Origin of the sequence: Streptomyces sp. NBC_00354 (assembly GCF_036106915.1) — a bacterium.
Taxonomy (GTDB): Bacteria; Actinomycetota; Actinomycetes; order Streptomycetales; family Streptomycetaceae; genus Streptomyces.
Genome location: NZ_CP107983.1, coordinates 6,284,093 through 6,301,924, shown reverse-complemented (window position 1 = coordinate 6,301,924; position 17,832 = coordinate 6,284,093). Strand labels below are relative to the sequence as shown.

17 protein-coding genes are annotated in these 17,832 nt (G+C 73.0%); 8 read left to right on the top strand and 9 right to left on the bottom strand.

The genetic code is table 11. The annotated features are described in order from the left end of the window. Positions 1-55 precede the first annotated feature (55 nt). Both OHT74_RS28900 and OHT74_RS28895 read right to left on the bottom strand, forming a co-directional pair. A complete protein-coding gene (locus tag OHT74_RS28900; protein WP_328621811.1) occupies positions 56-1,048 on the bottom strand; it encodes a hypothetical protein in 993 nt (330 codons plus the stop codon). Positions 1,049-1,184: 136 nt separating this feature from the next. Further along, on the bottom strand, positions 1,185-2,015 hold the full coding sequence (locus OHT74_RS28895) for an IclR family transcriptional regulator (protein WP_266668233.1): 831 nt from the start codon (positions 2,013-2,015) through the stop codon (positions 1,185-1,187). 147 nt (positions 2,016-2,162) lie between these two features. Here OHT74_RS28895 and OHT74_RS28890 point away from each other — a divergent pair, with 147 nt between their 5' ends. The 4 genes from OHT74_RS28890 (at position 2,163) to OHT74_RS28875 (ending at position 5,686) form a co-directional block, all read left to right on the top strand. Next, positions 2,163-3,686 (top strand): aldehyde dehydrogenase (NADP(+)), encoded by a 1,524-nt coding sequence (locus OHT74_RS28890; protein WP_328621810.1) that lies wholly within the window; start codon positions 2,163-2,165, stop codon positions 3,684-3,686. 142 nt (positions 3,687-3,828) lie between these two features. After that, positions 3,829-4,050: a hypothetical protein gene (locus OHT74_RS28885; protein WP_266630431.1), complete on the top strand. Its 222-nt coding sequence runs from the start codon at positions 3,829-3,831 to the stop codon at positions 4,048-4,050. Positions 4,051-4,112: 62 nt separating this feature from the next. Beyond that, entirely contained in the window at positions 4,113-5,396 is a 1,284-nt protein-coding gene (locus tag OHT74_RS28880; RefSeq protein WP_328621809.1) for a TerD family protein, read from the top strand. Positions 5,397-5,509: 113 nt separating this feature from the next. Next, positions 5,510-5,686, top strand: coding sequence for a hypothetical protein (locus OHT74_RS28875; protein WP_266668225.1), 177 nt, complete (start codon positions 5,510-5,512; stop codon positions 5,684-5,686). A 106-nt stretch (positions 5,687-5,792) separates the two neighbouring features. Here OHT74_RS28875 and OHT74_RS28870 read toward each other — a convergent pair whose 3' ends face one another. Then, positions 5,793-7,232: an alkaline phosphatase PhoX gene (locus OHT74_RS28870; RefSeq protein ID WP_266668219.1), complete on the bottom strand. Its 1,440-nt coding sequence runs from the start codon at positions 7,230-7,232 to the stop codon at positions 5,793-5,795. A 179-nt stretch (positions 7,233-7,411) separates the two neighbouring features. Then, positions 7,412-8,890 carry a hypothetical protein gene (locus tag OHT74_RS28865; protein WP_328621808.1) on the bottom strand — a complete coding sequence of 493 codons (1,479 nt, stop codon included), beginning with the start codon at positions 8,888-8,890 and terminating at the stop codon, positions 7,412-7,414. Between the two features lie 364 nt (positions 8,891-9,254). Here OHT74_RS28865 and OHT74_RS28860 point away from each other — a divergent pair, with 364 nt between their 5' ends. The 3 genes from OHT74_RS28860 to OHT74_RS28850 all read left to right on the top strand — a co-directional run bounded on the left by OHT74_RS28860 (position 9,255) and on the right by OHT74_RS28850 (position 12,035). After that, positions 9,255-11,096 carry an endonuclease/exonuclease/phosphatase family protein gene (locus OHT74_RS28860; protein WP_328621807.1) on the top strand — a complete coding sequence of 614 codons (1,842 nt, stop codon included), beginning with the start codon at positions 9,255-9,257 and terminating at the stop codon, positions 11,094-11,096. A gap of 71 nt (positions 11,097-11,167) precedes the next feature. Then, on the top strand, positions 11,168-11,614 hold the full coding sequence (locus tag OHT74_RS28855; RefSeq protein WP_327363094.1) for a GNAT family N-acetyltransferase: 447 nt from the start codon (positions 11,168-11,170) through the stop codon (positions 11,612-11,614). Positions 11,615-11,780: 166 nt separating this feature from the next. Continuing rightward, complete coding sequence (locus OHT74_RS28850; RefSeq protein ID WP_266668213.1) at positions 11,781-12,035, top strand: hypothetical protein; 255 nt, start codon at positions 11,781-11,783, stop codon at positions 12,033-12,035. A 129-nt stretch (positions 12,036-12,164) separates the two neighbouring features. Here OHT74_RS28850 and dapD read toward each other — a convergent pair whose 3' ends face one another. Both dapD and OHT74_RS28840 read right to left on the bottom strand, forming a co-directional pair. Next, complete coding sequence (dapD, locus tag OHT74_RS28845) at positions 12,165-13,145, bottom strand: 2,3,4,5-tetrahydropyridine-2,6-dicarboxylate N-succinyltransferase (RefSeq protein WP_266668212.1); 981 nt, start codon at positions 13,143-13,145, stop codon at positions 12,165-12,167. 9 nt (positions 13,146-13,154) lie between these two features. Beyond that, positions 13,155-14,384 carry an MFS transporter gene (locus OHT74_RS28840; protein WP_328623414.1) on the bottom strand — a complete coding sequence of 410 codons (1,230 nt, stop codon included), beginning with the start codon at positions 14,382-14,384 and terminating at the stop codon, positions 13,155-13,157. Between the two features lie 86 nt (positions 14,385-14,470). On the opposite strand from OHT74_RS28840, the gene OHT74_RS28835 reads away from it, so the two are divergent. Then, a complete protein-coding gene (locus tag OHT74_RS28835) occupies positions 14,471-15,346 on the top strand; it encodes a winged helix-turn-helix transcriptional regulator (RefSeq protein ID WP_328621806.1) in 876 nt (291 codons plus the stop codon). A 96-nt stretch (positions 15,347-15,442) separates the two neighbouring features. On the opposite strand, the gene OHT74_RS28830 is transcribed toward OHT74_RS28835, so the two are convergent. Genes OHT74_RS28830 through OHT74_RS28820 form a run of 3 tightly spaced genes read right to left on the bottom strand, consistent with a single transcriptional unit; the run spans position 15,443 to position 17,728 of the window. Further along, positions 15,443-15,997: a TetR/AcrR family transcriptional regulator gene (locus tag OHT74_RS28830; RefSeq protein ID WP_328621805.1), complete on the bottom strand. Its 555-nt coding sequence runs from the start codon at positions 15,995-15,997 to the stop codon at positions 15,443-15,445. Then, positions 15,997-16,317 carry a DMT family transporter gene (locus OHT74_RS28825; protein WP_328621804.1) on the bottom strand — a complete coding sequence of 107 codons (321 nt, stop codon included), beginning with the start codon at positions 16,315-16,317 and terminating at the stop codon, positions 15,997-15,999. The genes OHT74_RS28830 and OHT74_RS28825 overlap by 1 nt, the downstream gene beginning before the upstream one ends. Before the next feature lie 40 nt (positions 16,318-16,357). Beyond that, the gene (locus OHT74_RS28820; RefSeq protein ID WP_328621803.1) at positions 16,358-17,728 is read right to left on the bottom strand and encodes a DUF3616 domain-containing protein; all 1,371 of its coding nucleotides are present in this window, start codon (positions 17,726-17,728) and stop codon (positions 16,358-16,360) included. Positions 17,729-17,832 lie beyond the last annotated feature (104 nt).

Below are 17,832 nucleotides of genomic sequence, written 5' to 3'. Positions count from 1 at the left end.
TGCCTGCCCCAGCCCCCAGCCCCGGCCCGTCCTCTGCCGCTCGCGCCGCTGCGTGTCACGCAGTGCTGCGGCGTGAGGCGAGGAACCGCGCCAGGACGGCCGCGGCGAGCAGACCGGTGATCATCTGGCCAGCGTAGGTCAGCACCATCGCGGTGGTGACGTCCTTCGTGGCATCGGTGCTGCCCGTCGTGGCGATCAGCAGCCACAGGCCCCAACTCGCCGCGGCCGCCGACCCGGTCCAGGCGACGGCCAGTGCCCACCGGGCCCGTCGGGCTCCGCCCCGGGCCAGGTTCACTGCGCCCGCCCCCGCGACCAGCGCGCATATCCCGTGGGTGGCGAACACCACGCCCGTCTCCGGATTGAACTGCGCGATCTGTGCGGCGCTGAGCCCGGCCGTACCGCCGAAGGCCCAGGTGAGCTGCACCGCCGCCACGGCCACGGCCAACGCCGCCGCGGCTCCCGCCACCACCCCCGTGGGTGACGGGAGCCGCTTCCCCTGGACGCCCTGCCACCGGCTGCCCCAACGCTTGCGCGCATAGGGGACGAACAGCCCGGCCAGGGCCACGGCCTGCACGATGAAGCCGCTGTAGACGGCGTTGAACACCCATGGATCGAGGAAGGGCTCCCTGGCCGCCTCCGCGGCCGCGTCCGGCCCCAGCCCCACGGCCCTCATGAGGAGTTGCGCGGGGAAGGCCACGACGATCGGGACGAGCAGTCCGGTGGCGACGAAGACCGGGAGGGTCAGCAGCCAGGACGGCACCCGCCTGCCCCAGGGCCGGGTGAACACCAGCACCAGCACGATGACGGCCGCGTCCATGACCAGAGTGACGGCGTTCGCCACTTTGAAGAACATCCCGGGCTCCAGCAGCACGCTGCCGTCCGGTATCCCGATGTGGCTCCCCGCCAGCCAGGCGCCCTTGAGGCACAGGTACGGCGCGGTGGCGGCCAGGGCCACCGCCCGCAGGACCCTGCGCCCGGTCCCCGGGCCGGGGGCGGACGGCTGCGCCGCGTACGTCGTCTCGCTCGTGTGCACCGCTCGTGTGGTCATGACTCAACGGTCGCGTGCGCGCTGCCCCGCCACCTCCCCCATGAAGGTGAACCGCCTCCCCCACCCGGGGGAGGCGGTCCGCATGCGGCGGGCCCGCCTCCACGGCCTCTCATGCGGCGGGCCCAGCTCCACCGGCTCACATGCGGCGGGTAGCCACCGACAGCCGGTCCCGCGCCTCGAACAGCGCCGCCTTGATCTTCTGCTCGTGGCCCGCCGTCAGCCGGGCCACGGGCACCGAGCAGCTCACCGCGTCCCGGGCCGGCGTCCGGTACGGCACCGCCACCCCGAAACAGCGCAGTCCGAGCGTGTTCTCCTCGCGGTCCACCGCGTAGCCCTGCTCCCGTACCAGCGCCAACTCGTCGACGAGCCGCTCCCGGTCGGTGATCGTGTGCTCGGTGACCGCCTCCAGCCGCCGCGGCAGGAGCGCCCGTACCTCCGCGTCGGAGTGGGTCGCCAGCAGGGCCTTGCCCAGCGCCGTCGAGTGCACGGGCAGCCGCCGCCCGACGCGGGTGAACGGCCGCAGGTAGTGCTGGGACTGGCGGGTGGCCAGGTAGACGACGCTCGTGCCGTCCCTCCGAGCCAGGTGGATGGTCTCGGTGGTGTCGTCGGAGAGCCGGTCCAGGGTGGGCCGGGCCGCGGCGACGACCTCGTCCCCGTCGATGTACGAGCTGCCGACGAGCAGGGCCCGTACGCCGATGCCGTACCGGGTGCCCGTCGCGTCCGTCTCCACCCACCCCAGGTTCACCAGCGTGCGCAGCAGCATGTAGAGGCTCGACTTGGGCAGCGAGAGGTCGTGCTGGATGTCGGCCAGGCTGTGCAGTCCGGGCCGCGCCGCGAAGTGCTCCAGCAACAGGACCGTGCGGACGGCCGATTTGACGGCCGCCGGCGCCCCCGGCGCCCCCAGTGCCCCCGGGCCCCCCGGCCCCTCCGGTTCCGCGGCGGACCGGTCCGGCTCAGATGTGGTCATTCGCCTTCTTGCCCCTCTTGTCTCTTGTCAACGCGGAAGACCCGGAAATAGAGTCCGGAGCGGATGTGATCATTCATCCATCGGAACGGCGTTCAGGATACTGAACGCCACCGCGCGGGTCAGCGTAGATCCAGGAGGCAGTGCGCCATGGCAGCAACACCAGTCTGGAGTGTGGACCCCCGCACCGGGAAGCAGCGCGAACAGGTTGCGGTGGAAGCCACATCCGGCGAGGTGGACGAGGCCGTACGCGCCGCCCACGCGGCCCGCGGCGCGCTCGCCGACCGCACCACCCGCGCGGCCTTCCTGCGCGCCGCCGCCGAGCTGCTCGACGAGGCCGCGGACCACGTGATCGAGGCCGCCGACGCCGAGACCGCCCTCGGGCCGGGCCGGCTCACCGGCGAGCTCGCCCGCACGACCGGCCAGCTGCGGGCCTTCGCCGACGCCGTGGACGAGGGCTCCTACCTCGACATCCGCATCGACCGCGCCGACACCGGCACCGTCCCGCCGCGCCCCGAACTGCGGCGCTACAAGGTGCCGCTGGGCGTGGTCGCGGTCTATGCCGCCTCCAACTTCCCGCTCGCGTTCTCCGTCCCCGGCGGGGACACCGCGAGCGCGCTGGCCGCCGGCTGTCCGGTGGTCGTCAAGGCGCACCCCGACCACCCGGCCACCTCCGAGCTGTGCGCCTCGCTGCTGCGCCGGGCGGCCGTGGCGGCCGGGCTGCCGGCCGACGTGGTCGCCGTCGTCCACGGGTTCGGCGCGGGCCTGGAGCTGATCCGCCACCCCCTCGTCTCCGCCGCCGGATTCACCGGTTCCATCCGGGGTGGGCGGGCGCTGTTCGACGCTGCCGCCGCCCGTCCCGTCCCCATCCCGTTCCACGGCGAACTCGGCTCCCTCAACCCCGTCGTGGTCACCCCCGCGGCCGCCGCCGAGCGTGCCGAGGAGATCGCCGCCGGGCTCGCGGGCTCGGTCACCCTCGGGGTCGGCCAGTTCTGCGTCAAGCCGGGCCTGGTCCTGGTCCCCGAGGGCGCGGACGGCGACCGGTTCACCGGCGCGCTGACGAAGGCCCTCGGCGAGACCGAGCCGGGGGTCCTGCTCGACCACCGGATGCGGGAGAACTTCGTCTCCGGCGTGCGCGAGCGGGCCGCGCTGCCCGGCGTCACCGCGCCCGTCACCCCGGGTTCCGGCGGCGAGCACACCGTCGGCGCGGGCTATCTGACCGTGCCGGCCGGGACCCTCCTCGAGGGCGGCGCGTACGAGGTGCTGCTCGAGGAGTGCTTCGGACCGGTGACCGTGGTCGTCCGGTACGCCGACCAGCGCGAGGCGGGGTCGGTGCTCGGCCTGCTCCCCGGGAACCTGAGCGCCACGCTCCAGCTGTCCGCGGCCGAGGCCGGCGGCGGCCTCGGCCCGGCGGCGGAGCTGATCGCGCAGGTCACGGCGCTGGCCGGGCGGATCGTGGTCAACGGCTGGCCGACCGGTGTCGCGGTGGCCCCCGCCCAGCACCACGGCGGCCCGTACCCGGCGGCGACCTCGCACTCCACCTCGGTCGGCGGAACCGCCATCGAGCGCTGGCTGCGGCCGGTGGCCTTCCAGTCGGTGCCGGACCCGCTGCTTCCGGCGGAACTGCGCGAGGCGAACCCGCTGGGGCTGCCGCGCCGCGTCACCGGCGACTGAGGCGGGCCGCGGGTCAGGCCCTGCCCGGGCCCGGGCCCCGGCCTGCCCGGGCCCCGGCCTCTGCCCGGGCCCGGGCCCGCCCTGCCCCGCCGGGCCGTAAACCCGTTGCCTGCCCCGCCCGCGCGGGGGCAGGCTGCCGGTCATGCCGAGACCTCACGGATTCACGTACGAACAGCGCAGCGACAACAGCGTGGTCATCACGCACCAGGGCCGGGCCGCGAGCACCCTGCGGGGCGGGCGGGCCGAGAAGTTCCTGGCCGAGGTCGAGTCGGGCGACGCGCAGCTCGTGATGGCCCGCTGGACCGGCGCGTACAAGTTCGGCAACGAGCGGACGGCGAAGAACCACCCCCGCAACCGGCGCTGAAATCCGCGGCGAGGGTAAGGGAACGGCAAAGGGCCTCCGGTCGTTGTCCCGGCATGACCGCTATGACCCCAGGTTCCAACCTGCCGCTCAATACCGTCCGTGTGACGGTGGACGTGGCTGCCCCGGTGCGGCTCGACGTGTCGGGACTCCTTCTCGCGGCGGACGGCAAGGTGCGTTCCGATGCCGACTTCATCTTCTACAACCAGCCGTCCGGTCCCGGTGTCAGCCACCGGTCGGGCGGCGGGGCGGCGCCGGACTCGATCACGGTGGACACGGGCGCGCTGCCGCCGGGCATCGAGCGGATCGTGGTCACGGCCAGTCCCGACGCCGCAGGTCAGACCTTCCAGGGCATCGAGCCCACGGCCACCGTGCGGAATGCGGACAGCGGTGCGGTGATCGCCACCTTCACCCCTCCGCAGCTGGGCACCGAGACCGCGCTCGTGGTCGTCGAGGTCTACCAGCGCGGCGGCGTGTGGAAGGTGCGTGCGGTCGGCCAGGGGTACGCCAACGGCCTCGCCGGGATCGCGACCGACTTCGGGGTCTCCGTGGACGAGGAACCCACCCCGCCGCCCGCGGCCGCCCCGCAGGCTCCTGCCGCCCCGGTCACCCCTTCGGCCCCGGTCACCCCCTCGGCTCCGGTCTGGGGTCAGACCCCCTCGGCGCCGTCCGCCCCGTCCCCCTCCTCCTGGCCGAGCGCCCCCACGACGCCGGCGGCCCCTGCCGCTCCGCCCGCGCCGCCGACCGCCGCCCCTGCCGCCGCCGGCGCCGGGAAGATCAACCTCGACAAGGGCCGGGTCAACCTCCAGAAGAACCAGACGGTCTCCCTGGTCAAGAACGGCCGCCCACTGCTCTCCCAGGTGAAGATGGGCCTGGGCTGGGAGCCTGCGTTCGGCGGCCGGGACATCGACCTCGATGCCTCCGTCATCGCGTACGGCCCGCAGCGCAACCACATCGACAGCTGCTACTTCGGCAAGCTGTCGATCCTGGGCGGCGCCATCAAGCACTCGGGCGACAACCTCACCGGTGAGGGCGCCGGGGACGACGAGGTGATCGTGGTGGACCTCGGGCGGCTGCCCGCCGAGGCCACGGGCCTGGTCTTCACGGTCAACTCCTTCTCCGGCCAGAAGTTCACCGAGGTCGCCAAGGCCTACTGCCGCCTGATCGACGCCGCGAGCGGGGAGGAGCTGGTGCGCTTCGACCTCACCGGCACCCAGCCGCAGACCGGGGTCATGATGGCCAAGCTGGTTCGCCAGTTCTCGGGCGAATGGGAGATGACGGCGATCGGAGACTTTGTGAAGTCGCGCACAGTACGCGGCATGGTCCAGCCCGCCTCAAAGGCACTCTGAGCAGGTGGGCGGGCACACGGAGCTACCGTGACCGATCGGCCCGAGGGCCGAGGTGATGGATTCCACCCTTAATCCGGAGGTGACTGTCAGTGCCCGCCCGTAGCCTTGAAAGCATGTACAGCACACTCCGGCCCGCGGGTCCCGCCCGTCCGTCCGCCGCTGAGGCGAACGAGGCGATACGGCACCTCGTCGAGACGCGGGTGGACGAGGAGTGGCCCTCCGAGGCGTACGAGTTCCTGCTCGAGGAATGGGCCGCAGCCAGCCACGCCGAGACCGCCGCCGCTCAGTGAACGACCGAAGGCTCGCCGCCGCCCGGTGAACGGGCGGCGGCGCAGCCGCCGATCGTGAGTACCGGCCGCCGGAATGCCGGCCTCCGGTCCGCCGGCGGCCGGGGCGTCAGTGCGCGCGCCGCCACGGTCCGGTGATCGCGAGCATGATGCCGGGGTCCTGGATGTTGGCGTACAGCGTGCGCCCGTCAGGGGAGAAGCAGACCCCCGTGAACTCCGAGTACTCCGGCTCCTCCGCCGTCCCCACGTTCAGCTCGTTGCGCGCCAGCGGGTAGGTGCGTCCCGACTCGGTTGCGCCGAACAGGTGCTGCAGGCCGCTGCCGTCCTCCGCGATGACCAGGCCGCCGTACGGGGAGACCGTGATGTTGTCGGGGCCGTCGAAGGAGCCGTCCTCGGCCGGGTCGGCGTTCACCCCGAGCACCACCATCAGCCGGACCGTGCGCCGCTTCGGGTCGTAGAACCACACCTGGCCGTCGTGCGCCGCGCCCGGGCTCTCCTCACGGGCGTACGAGGAGACGAAGTAGGCGCCGCCGTCGGCCCACCACATGCCCTCCAGCTTGCGCGCGCGGGTCACCGCGCCGTCCGCGAACTGCTTGCGCACCGGCACCGTCCGCGCGTCGCGGTCCGCCACGTTCACCCAGTCGACCCCGTAGACGGTGCCGGTCTTCGTCGCGCGCGAGAGGTCGTCGACGAACCGGCCCGCACTGTCGAAGCACTTGGCGGCGGCCAGCACGCCGGCGTCGGCGGCGAGGGTACGGAGCTTGCCGCGCCCGTGGCGGAAGCCGCTCGGCGGGGTCCAGCGGTAGAGCAGCCCGTTGGGGCCGGAGGCGTCCTCGGTCAGGTAGGCGTGGCCCTGGCGCGGGTCGATGACCACGGCCTCGTGGGCGTACCGGCCGAAGGCCTTGATCGGCTGGGGGTCGCGGTTGGCGCGGCGGTCGTGCGGGTCGACCTCGAACGCGTAGCCGTGGTCCTTGGTCATCCCGTTCTTGCCGGCGAGGTCCTCGGTCTCCTCGCAGGTCAGCCAGGTGCCCCAGGGGGTGGCACCGCCCGCGCAGTTGGTCGACGTACCGGCGACGCCCACCCATTCGGCGACCTCGCCGCCGCGCCGGACCTCGACGACCGTGCAGCCGCCGGCCGCGGCCGGGTCGTAGACGAGGCCCTCGGTGAGGGGGACGGGGTGGGCCCAGTTCGCCCGCTTGCCCTTGAGCTCGTGGTTGTTGACGAGGAGGGTGACCCCGCGGTGGCCCTCGAAGGCGGCCGTTCCGTCGTGGTTGGACGGCGTGGACTCGCCGGACTCGAGTGTGGTGACACCGCTGTGGGTGATCACGCGGTAGGCGAATCCGGCGGGGAGGGCGAGCAGTCCTGCCGGGTCCGGCAGGAGCGGGCCGTAGCCGGGCTCGCAGGGCCGGCCGTGCTCGTCGCGCCGGGTGCTGTCGTCGGCCGCCAGCGCTCCCGGGGCGGTGGCGAGTGCGCCGACCGTTCCTGTGAGCGCGACTCCCGCGCCGGCGATGACGGTGCGGGCGGTGAAGTCTCTACGGCTGAGCGGCATCGGATCTCCAGGGGTGGGGAGGTGGTGCGCCTGTCGTGCGGTCGTCGGCGCACACGCTCCCGCCCGCACGTGAACGGCGGCTGAACTACCCACGAAGGGAAACCGACCCCTTCCCGGTGGCCGGAATGGCCAACTCCGGCCGAGGAACGGCGCGTTCCGGGGCCCCGGCTCCCGGCGTGTCAGGACGGCCGCGAGCGGGCCTTGAAGGCGGCCTTGCGGGCCTCCTTGGCGGCCTTCTTGTCCGGGTGCACCCGGCCCATCGCCTCCAGCACGTACGCCGTCGCCGGGTGCTCCACCCGCCAGACCTGGTCGAAGAACCCGGCGTGGTGCGCGGTCAGCGACTCCATCAGCAGGGGCAGTTCCGCGGTCTCCCCGTCCGCCGCGAGCTGCGCCGCGATCGTGTCGACGGTCAGCCAGAACACCATCGCCCCGTCCGGCGCCGGTACGTCGGCCACCCCGCGCTCGGACAGCCAGACCCGGGCGAGCCCGCCCAGCTCCGGGTCGTCGAGCACCGCCCGGATCGCAGGCTCGGCCTCCGGGCCGGCCGGGGCGAGGGCCTGCTGGCAGCGCAGCCGGCGCAGCGGGCCGCCCTCGTCGGCGCCGCGGGCGGCGGCCAGCAGTTCGGCGACCGCGGCGGGCAGTTCGCGGCCGGTGAGCCACTGCTCGATCTCGGCCTGGGCCGCGCCCTCGGAGTAGCCGGAGACGGCGTCGAGCAGGGCGTCCGCGCCCTTGTCGGCCAGCTCTCCGACGGCCGGGGCGACGACCCCGGCCTCCAGCATGCGGGCGCGGATCCCGTACAGGCCGAGCGGGGTCAGCCGCACCATCCCGTACCGGGAGACGTCCTCGTCGTCGGCAGCGCCGCCCGCCACCGAACCGGCGGCGGGCTCCTCGTCGTCCACCTCCGCCATCAGCGCCTCGTCGACGGGCCGGAACTCCACGAGCCCGATCGGCTCCAGCTGCCGGAACTGGTCGTCGAGGCGCATCATCGCGTCCGAGACCTGCTCCAGCACGGCGTCGGTCGGCTCGCTCATGTCCTGCGGGATGACCATCGAAGCGGCGAGCACGGGCAGCGGAACCGGGCCGTCCGAGGCGCCGCGCTCGGCGACGGTGAGCAGGTAGAGGTTGGCGAGGACCCCGTCGAGGAAGTCCGCCTCGCGGCGCGGGTTCCAGTCCAGCTGGTCGAAGTCGATCTCGTCGCCCGCGTCCAACGCGTCGACGAGGCCGTCCAGATCGGGCACGGACGCGTCCGCGAGCACGGTGTCCAGGGCGGCCAGCCACAGGTCGAGCACCTCGCCGGGCGCGCCGCCGGTCACCAGGGCGAGGTCCTCGCCGGGCACGGCGGTGCCGGACTCCTCGTCGCCGTCGCCGTCATCGGGTTCGGTCACGTCGACCAGGCCGGTGTCCACGGCCACGCGCCATGCCTGGCTCGCGAGGACCGGGCCTTCCTCGTCAGCGGCGTCGAAGCCGAGCGCGGCGGCGGCCCCGGGCAGCTGTGCGGCGACGAGTTCGCCGCCGATGTCGACGCGGGTGTCCGGTCCGGCCCAGCGGGCCAGCCGTACGGCGCGGACGAACAGCGGGGCGACGAGGGCGTCGCGGGCCAGTTCCGCATCGGAGGGCAGCCGTACGGGCGGCAGCGTGGCGTGCGGCTCTGCGGACATGGGGCGGTCTCCTCGCGGACGCGGTGGGGCGGTGGGCACGGCCGCCGTGGGGAGGCGGTCGGGCCGCCCCCGGGGCGGTGGTCCGGCCGCCGCGGGCGGTCGTACGGCGCACAAGCGTAGACGCATATCGGGCGCGCCCGGCGGGTCATCTCCTTTGGTTCATCCCACAGTCAGCTTCCGTATCCCCTGGAGGCCTTGACAACTTCCCTGGTCACACAGGAAATTGACGCGCGTAGACATATGGGGAACCACCGGGATTCCAGCGGATCTCCAGCGGCCCGGCCGCGGACCCACCGCTTGTATCCCGCCAAAACCACGCATCACCGCCTTCGCTTCTCTCTTCCACACACCGGAGTTCCTGACCATGCGCTCCTCGCATCCCCGTTCCGCCGCCGTCTCGGCACTCGTCGCCACCGCCCTGGCCACCGGCCTGCTGGCGGGCACCGCCGACGCCGCCGAAGGCGCCGCGTCCGCCGATCCGATACGCATCCACGACATCCAGGGCACCACCCGGATATCGCCGCTCAACGGCAAGCAGGTCGCCGATGTCGCGGGCATCGTGACCGGCGTGCGCACGTACGGCTCGCGCGGTTTCTGGATGCAGGACCCGGACGCCGACGACAACGACGCGACGAGTGAGGGCGTCTTCGTCTTCACCAGCTCCGTCCCGACCGTCGCCGTCGGCGACGCGGTCAAGGTCTCCGGCCTGGTCGGCGAGTACATCCCCGGCGGCGTCTCCTCCGGCAACCAGTCGGTCACCCAGATCTCCAAGCCGGCCGTGACCGTCGTCTCCTCGGGCAACGCGCTGCCCGAGGCCGCCGCGATCAACGAGTACAACGTGCCCGCCGAGTACGCCCCGGCGGGCGACCCCGCCGCCGCCGGCAGCATCAACGGCCTGACCCTGGACCCCTCGCGCTACGCCCTGGACTTCTACGAGTCCCTCGAGGGCATGAACGTGAAGATCGGCACCTCGCGCGTGGTCGGCGCCACCGACCCGCACGCGGAGCTGTGGGTCACGGTGAAGGGCTGGGAGAACACCGCCAAGCGCGGCGGCACGATCTACGGCTCGTACGAGTCCCAGAACACCGGCCGGCTCCAGATCCAGCAGCTCGCGCCGCTGGCGCAGCAGCCCTTCCCGGTGGCCAACGTCGGCGACAAGCTGACCGGCACCACCGAAGGCCCGCTGGACTTCAACCAGTTCGGCGGCTACACCCTGGTGGCCCGCACCCTCGGCACGGTCAAGGCGGGCACCCTCGCCCCCGAGAAGACCAAGGCGCAGGCCGCGAACGAGCTCGCGGTGGCCACGTACAACGTGGAGAACCTCGACCCGAGCGACCCGCAGGAGAAGTTCGACAACCTGGCGAAGGCCGTCGTCGCGAACCTCGCCTCGCCCGACATCCTGGCCCTGGAGGAGATCCAGGACGACAACGGCGCCAAGAACGACGGCACCGTGTCGGCGGAGCAGACGCTGACGAAGTTCACGGCGGCGATCGTGGCGGCCGGCGGCCCGGCGTACCAGTGGCGCACCATCAACCCGGAGGACAAGAAGGACGGCGGCGAGCCCGGCGGCAACATCCGCCAGGTGTTCCTGTTCAACCCGGCCCGCGTCTCCTTCACCGACCGCGCGGCGGGCGACGCGGTGACCGCGACCGGTGTCGTCAAGGAGCAGGGCAAGGCCGCCCTGACCCACTCCCCCGGCCGGATCGACCCGGCGAACCCGGCGTGGGCCGACAGCCGCAAGCCGCTCGCGGGCGAGTTCGTCTTCAAGGGCAAGACGGTCTTCGTGATCGCGAACCACTTCGGCTCCAAGGGCGGCGACGAGGGCCTGACCTCGTCCCACCAGCCGCCGGTACGCTCCTCGGAGGCCAAGCGGCTGCTGCAGGCGCAGGCCGTGAACGGCTTCGTCAAGGAGCTCCTGGCGGCGGACAAGAACGCGAACGTCCTCGCCGTCGGCGACATCAACGACTTCGAGTTCTCGGGGACCACGCAGGCGCTGGAGGACGGCGGGGCGCTGTACGCGGCGGTCAAGTCGCTGCCGAAGGCGGAGCGCTACTCGTACGTCTACCAGGGCAACGCCCAGGTGCTGGACCAGATCCTGACCAGCCCGGCGATCAAGTCGTTCACGTACGACAGCGTGCACATCAACGCGGAGTTCTCGGCGCAGAACAGCGACCACGACCCGCAGGTGCTCCGCTTCCGCCCGTAACCGCGGTGCGGACCTGAGCCGCAGGGGGCCCGGACGCCGTCCCGTCCGGGCCCCCTGCCACACTTCCGGTCATGATCTTCCGTACTGCCACCCGTGAGGACCTGCCCGCCGTACTGGCCCTGTTGGCGGACGCCGGCGAGGAGGAGCGGGCCGAGGTCACCGAGGCGCACGAGCAGGCTTTCGCCGCGATCGAGGCGGACGCCCGCAACGAGATGCTGGTCCTCTGCGAGGGCGGGACGGGGACGGTGCTCGGCTGCCTCCAGCTGACGTACGTCCCGGGCCTCGGCCAGGGCGGGCGGGAGCGGGCGCTGGTCGAGGCGGTACGGATCCGCGAGGACCGCCGGGGCGGCGGGCTGGGCGCGGAGCTGATGCGGCTGGCGGTGGCGCGGGCGCGCGAGCGCGGCTGCGGCCTGGTCCAGCTGACCAGCAACAAGCAGCGGGCGGACGCCCACCGCTTCTACGAGCGGCTGGGCTTTGCGCGCAGCCACGAGGGCTTCAAGCTGCGCCTGGCGGAGTGAGCGGGGAGGACTCCGAGCCGGTTCGGGGGACAAGTGGGGACTTTCGACCCTGGCGTGACGCTCGCCACATCACTCCCCATTCGACCCGGGTTGTGGTGTTGAGTGTCCCCACGCTCGACAGTGTCCCCACGCTCGGCCATGTCCGCCCGTATCCCCGGAGGACCGCGTGTTCCCCTCCATCTCCCTCGCCCAGGAAATCGGCCTTGCCGTCCTGCTCGTGGCCGCCCTCGTCTGGGTGCTCGGCCTCGGCCACATGCTGCGGGACGCCCGCTTCCACCACCCGGAGCCCGGCGCGTTCGAGGGCATCGCGGTGATCCCGGCGCAGCGCACTGCTGCCGCGCACCCGATGGAGTCGGTCGAACTGACCGAGGCGGAGGAAGAGGCCTTCGCCGGCCTCATCCGCACCCTCCCCCGCTCCTGACCGACTCGTCCTCCCGCGCTCGGGGCGGGGGGACGTTCCGCGGCCGGAAGAAACACGACGCCCTCACCACCCCCTGCCGGGGAGATGAGGGCGTCGCGGCTGTTCCAGGGGGGCCTTCAGGCCCGGGGATCAGTTGTGGCTGTGGAGGACCTCGTTCAGGCCGCCCCAGACCGCGTTGTTCGGGCGGGCCTCGACCGTGCCGGTGACCGAGTTGCGGCGGAAGAGGATGTTGCCGGCGCCCGAGAGCTCCAGCGCCTTGACGATCTGGCCGTCCGGGAGGGTGACGCGGGTGCCCGCGGTCACGTACAGGCCGGCCTCGACGATGCACTCGTCGCCCAGCGCGATGCCGACGCCCGCCTCGGCGCCGATCAGGCAGCGCTCGCCGATCGAGATGATCTGCTTGCCGCCGCCCGAGAGAGTGCCCATCGTGGACGCGCCGCCGCCGATGTCGGAGCCGTCGCCGACCACGACGCCCGCCGAGATGCGGCCCTCGATCATGGAGGTGCCGAGGGTGCCGGCGTTGAAGTTGACGAAGCCCTCGTGCATGACGGTGGTGCCCTCGGCGAGGTGCGCGCCGAGGCGGACCCGGTCCGCGTCGGCGATGCGCACGCCCTTGGGGGCGACGTAGTCCGTCATCCGCGGGAACTTGTCGATCGAGGTGACCTGGAGGTACAGGCCCTCGGCGCGCGCGTTCAGGCGTACGGCCTCCACCTGGTCCACGGCGACCGGGCCCAGCGAGGTCCAGGCGACGTTGGCCAGCAGTCCGAAGACGCCGTCCAGGCTCTGGCCGTGCGGCTTGACCAGGCGGTGGCTGAGCAGGTGCAGGCGCAGGTACGCGTCGTGCGCGTCCAGCGGCTTGTCCTCGAGGGAGGAGATCACGGTGCGGACGGCTACGACCTCGACGTCGCGGACCGCGTCCAGGCGGATCGCCTTCGCCGCGGCGGCGCCCAGCAGGTCCACGGCCTGGTCGGCGGTGAGGCGCTCGGTGCCGGCCGGGCCGGGCTCGGCGACCAGCTCGGGGGCGGGGAACCAGGTGTCGAGGACGGTGCCGTCGGAGGCGATGGTGGCAAGTCCGGCGGCGACGGCGCCGGTGGTACGCGTAGCAGTCATGTCCGAAACCTAACCGGCGACGGCCTGCGGTTGCGAACCGGTCTCATGTGCCGGTCGGCCCGCGTGTCGCCGCTGCCGCGCCGACACCCACAGCACCGCCCCGCCCGCGCCCGCCGCCAGCGCCGCGCACAGCGGCCACAGCAGCCCGGGCGCGGCCGCGTACAGCGCGCCGCCCAGGAGCGGCCCGAGGACGACACCGCTGACCGAGACCCCCGCGTACAGGCTCTGGAACCGCCCGATGGCGTGCTCGGGCGCCTGGTCGGCGACGTACGCGGTGGCGGTGGTCTTGTACAGGATCTCGCCGAGGCTCAGCAGCACCATCATCACCACGGCGCTCGTCACCCCCACCCCGGGCAGCAGCGCCGCGTACCCGGCCCCGACCAGCACCAGGCCGGTCCCGATGACCGGGAGCGGCGGCCGGGCGCGCAGCGCGACGGCGGCCGGGAGCTCGAGCAGCAGGATGACCGCGCCGTTGAGGGCGATCACGAGGCCGAAAGCCCGGGTGCCCTGTCCGTGGTCGGCCAGGAAGACGGGGAAGGTGCCGTACTGCTGGCGGTAGACGAGGTCGGTCACCAGGATCGCGCCGAGGAGGACGAGTACGGCGGGCCGGGCGCGCAGCTCCGCCCACAGGCCGCGGCCCCGACCCCCGTCCGGGGCCGCGGCGGCATTGCGGGAGGCGCCGCGGGCGGGGACGACCCGCGCGGTCCAGAGGGCGAAGAACAGGGTCCCGAGGCCGTCGCAGACGAAGAGCCAGTCGTACGAGAGCCCGGTCGCGATCAGGGCTCCGAGGGGCGGGCCGAGGGTGAAGCCGCCGTTGGAGACGCAGCGGACGACGGCGAAGGCCTGCCGGCGGGCCCCCTCGGGGACGGTGACGGCGACCAGCGCGGAGTTCGCGGCCCGGACCACGCCTGAGGCGTACTGGGCCAGCGGCAGGGCGGCGTAGAGCGCGGCGGTGGGCAGGAGCGGGAAGGACATCAGGGCGAGGCCGCCGGCGGTGGAGGCGGCGAGCAGCACCCGGCGGTGGCCAAAGCGGTCCCCGTACCAGCCGCCGGTGAAGTTCCCGGCGACGAGGCCGACGCCGCCGATGCCGGTGACCAGGCCCGCCTGGGCGGCGCCGAGGCCGCGCGGGCCGGTCAGGTACAGGAAGACGAAGACGAAGGTGAAGCTGACGACGGCGTTGACGAACACGCCCGCCGCCAGCAGCCACACCGCTCTCGGCACGTCCTTGAAGCCTTGCACCACGCCCCCCGCGCCACTGGTTAGTTCCTTTTGGGAACGGACTATGTCAGCATGACAGCCTTGGGTCAACGGACAAAGGAGTGCCCATGGCCCAGCGCACACACCTCGACGACGCGGACTGCGCCATCGCCCAGGCCCTCGACGTGGTGGGCGACTGGTGGACGCTGCTGATCGTGCGCGATGCCGCGCGCGGCGTGCACCGCTTCGACGCGTTCCAGCGCGAGCTGGGGATGTCCCGCAAGGTGCTGGCCGAGCGGCTGAAGCTGCTGGTCGAAGCCGGGGTGCTGACGCGCGAGCCGTACCAGGAACGTCCGGTGCGGCACGAGTACCGGCTGACCCCGCGCGGGCGGGGGCTGCTGCCGGTCCTGGTGGCCCTCCAGGACTGGGGAGACGCGTGGGTCCTGGGAGAGGGAGAGATGACGGCGACGACGGAGGAGCCCTCGCGGGAGGCGGAACGGGTGCACGCGCTGCGCGGCACGCGGCTGCCGGAGCTGGCGCTGCCGGACCGGTTCGGGGAGGTCCGGGATCCGGTGGCGGACACGCCGTTCACGGTCCTGTACTGCTTCCCCGGCGCGTACGCCCGGGCCGAGTCCTACCCGCCGGGGTGGGCGGGGATCCCGGGGGCGAAGGGCTGCACGTTCGAGTCGTGCACGTACCGGGACCAGCTGGCGGAGTTCACCGCGGCGGGGGCGACGGTGCACGGGGTGTCCACCCAGCGGCCCGATGAGCAGCGGGAGTTCGCGGAGGCGGAGGGGCTGCGGTTTCCGCTGCTCTCGGATGCGGAGCTTTCGCTGACGGTGGCGTTGCGGTTGCCGACGTTCCGGGCGGCGGGGGTGAGCCGGCTGAAGCGGTTGACGCTGGTGGTGGATCGGGGGCGGGTGGTGCGGGAGGTGATCTATCCGATCCGGGACATCGAGGGCAGTGTCGCTGCGGCGTTGGCCGCGGTGCGGGCTGCCGAATAGCGTCGCCGCCGGGTGCGGGTTCCGCTGCGCGGGACTTCCTCCCCGCCCCGCCCTTTCACCGTCTCCCCGGGGGCTCCACCCCCGGAACCCCCGGCCTCACACGCCGGCGGGGCCGGAGTTCAGGATTCGGCTGAGCATTTCGCGGGTGTACGGCTCGTCGTACTCCGTCGCCGTCAGCAGTACCTGGAGGCCGATGCCGTCCATCACCGCCACCAGGGCCCGGGCCGTCCGCGGGTCCACTCGGTGGGTCAGGGCCGCCGAGACCGTCTCCGCCCACTCCGCCGCCACCGGGCGAAGTGCCGGGCGGCGCAGTGCCTCCAGGTACAGCTCGTACTCCAGCTCCGCCCGCGCCCGGTCGGCCGTCAGGAACTCCCCCAGCAGCCGCGCCAGTGCCCCCGCCAGATCCGGGTCGTCGACGGCCGGCACCGGCACGAAGCCTGCGTTCGCCTGTCGCAGCGCCGCGACCAGCAGATCGTCCAGCGTCTTGAAGTGGTACGTGGTCGAACCCAGCGGAACGTCCGCCTCCGCCGCCACGCTGCGGTGGCTCAGCCCCGCGATGCCCTTGGCGCCCACCACCCGGATCGCCGCGTCGACGATCCGCTGCCGCCGGTCCGGGTCGTACCTGCGCCCGCCCGTGCCCGCGGGGGCCATCAGTGCGCCCCGCCCAGGTTCAGCAGCACCACGCCACCGATGATCAGTGCGATCCCGGCGATCTTCGCGGCGGTGGCCGCCTCCCCCATGAACACCATCCCGATCGCGGCGATGGCGGCCGTGCCGACCCCGGCCCAGATCGCGTACGCCGTGCCCACCGACATCGACTTCAGCGTCTGCGCGAGCAGCGTGAAGGCGACGGCATAGCCGACCAGTGTGCCCAGCGACGGCCACAGCTTCGTGAAGCCGTCGCTGAACTTCATGGCGGTGGTCCCGGCCACCTCGGCGGCGATGGCCGCGGCGAGCAGTACGTACGGCATGTGTACGAGAGTACACATGCCCTGCACACCTACCTCAGGCTCAGTTCAGCGTGAACCAGGCCGCACGGGCCTTCTTCCACTCCGGGTGCGTCAGGTCCTTCGCCTCGACCCCGCCCCCGTACAGGTCCGCGGAACCGCTGTCCGTGATCAGCTGCACGCGCGCCCCCGCCACCGACAGGTCCGGAACGTCCACGACGGCCTCCCAGCCGCCCGGGTCGGTCGTCGGCAGGTCGGCCCGCTTGACCGGGGCGTGGCCCGCCACGCCGTCCCACTGGTAGAGCGCGTACGGGTCCGCGTTGTCGTCCGCGGCCCAGGAGCCGGCCAGGATCAGATACTGGTTCGCCGCGTTCTTGCGGATGTCGCGGATCGCCAGCCCGCCGAGGTCGAGCTCGATGCCCGCCCCGAAGGTGGCCGTGGCCCCGCTGGAGAGCACCTTGTCGAAGTTGGTCACCGGCACGATCAGCGCCTTGCCGCCCGGCACCGCCGGGGCCAGCGGGGCGCGGAAGCCCAGGTAGGCGGTCGTGGTCGAGCCCGGCGCGAACTCCAGCCCCTCCACGTTGAAGCCGTCGATCTGCTTGGGCGCCTCGCCCGCCGCCGTGCCGGCCGCGAAGCCGTAGCGGTTGCCGTTCGCCGTGTCCCAGGCCACCAGGTCGTCGCGGAGCTTCTTGTACGAGCGCCCGTACGCGAGCTGCGTACCCGACCCGGAGCCGGTCACCGTGGTGGTGAACACCGTGTTCCGGGGCGCCTTGTACTCGCCGTCCTTGTTGTTGCCGAGCGAGCCCGTCCAGTAGATGGTGTTGCCGATCAGGGTCGCCCCCTCGATGTCCACCTCCTTGGTGACGCCGAGCTGCGAGCTGAAGTCCCAGGTCCGGACCGGAGCGGCCGAGCGGGAACGGTCGTACAGGCGCAGCACGTTGCTCTCGTCGTCGGCGACCACGGTGTAGCCGCCGCCCACGTCCACGGCGGCCGAGGAGTCCGAGGCCCCGGTGAAGTACCGGGCGTCGGCCGGGTTCTGCACGGCGGCCGAGGCGGCGTAGGACAGGGTCTTGGTGGCGCTCTTGCCGCCCAGCCCCGCCACCTTGACGGTGAGGTTGGTGTAGCCGCGGCCGCGCGCGGTGACGGCCAGCTGCCGCACCGCCCCCGCCCCGGTGACGGTCACGTCGCCCGTACCGGCGACCGAGGCCTTGCTCGACGCGGAGGCGCTGACCGTCAGCGCGGACACGTCGGCGCCGCTCTGCCCCACGGTCACGTTCACCACGGGGTCCCCGACCGCGCCGACGGCGCCGGACAGGTACGGCGCGGACAGGCTGATGGTCGGCGTCCCGTACGTCACCGCCTGCGCGGGCACGACCGTGACCGTCCCGGCGACGACCAGCGCCGCGATCCCTGCGATACCAAGCTGCTTCTTCATCGGTGTCCCCACGAGTCGAGCCGAGCGCGAACCACACGTCACGCCGTGACGGCCGTCGAGCAGGTTCGGCCACCGTGGCCAACTCCCGGTGCACTTCAATCGTC